At 35.2% G+C, this 656-nt stretch carries 1 protein-coding gene; it reads left to right on the top strand.

Annotation, left to right across the window (positions count from 1 at the left end; all coding sequences use genetic code 4):
* Positions 1–34: 34 nt before the first annotated feature.
* A partial coding sequence (locus N1F73_RS03820) for a hypothetical protein (RefSeq protein ID WP_260360171.1) occupies positions 35–656 on the top strand: 622 nt, incomplete at its 3' end.

Genomic DNA, 656 nt, shown 5'->3' with positions numbered 1-656 from the left:
ATTTGTTGGAGAATCTGCATCAGTGAGAGAGACTATGTCGGAAACTAAAGGTTTATTGGCTAGTGGAATGGCATTAGGTGCTGGTATTGGTGGTGCGTTTAAAGCACTTGGTAAGGCAACGAAAGCTGGTGGTAAAGCATTAAAAACTGCTGGTGTGGGTTTAACTCGTGGTAAGGCAGGATTACAAAAATTAGAAGCTAAGAGAGATTTAAAAAATAAATTGAAATCAGGCGAGTTATCAAAAGCTGGATATGCTAAAGAAATGCAAAGCTTAAATATGCGTTCAGAAGACCAAAGAATGGCTATAGCAAATGATAAGTTGGAAAGTAAAGCTGAAAGAGCAATGATTAGAAAAGAATTAGCTTCAGGAAATAGTGCTTATAAAAAATCTGATTTAAGAGCTAGTGATAATAAATTAATTAAACAAGAAAATCAAACCTTGAAAGAAATGGAAAAACTAGCTGCTCAGGAAGGTGGAGTTAATTCGGAGAAATATAAAGAATTAGCACAAAGACATGAAGCGTTAGGAAGTTTAATTGATGCGAGAACACAGCGTAGTTCGAGAAAAGAATTAAATATTAATGACCAAAAATCAAGATTGATGGCTCAAAACTCAAAACGTGGAGTTGCATCGAAAAATATTGTTTCAGCTGCTG

The sequence above is a fragment of the Mycoplasma sp. HS2188 genome (assembly GCF_025209835.1).
Lineage (GTDB): Bacteria > Bacillota_I > Bacilli_A > Mycoplasmatales > Metamycoplasmataceae > Mycoplasmopsis.
Note: the sequence above shows the minus strand (reverse complement) of the source record. Positions and strands in the feature narration are given on the sequence as shown.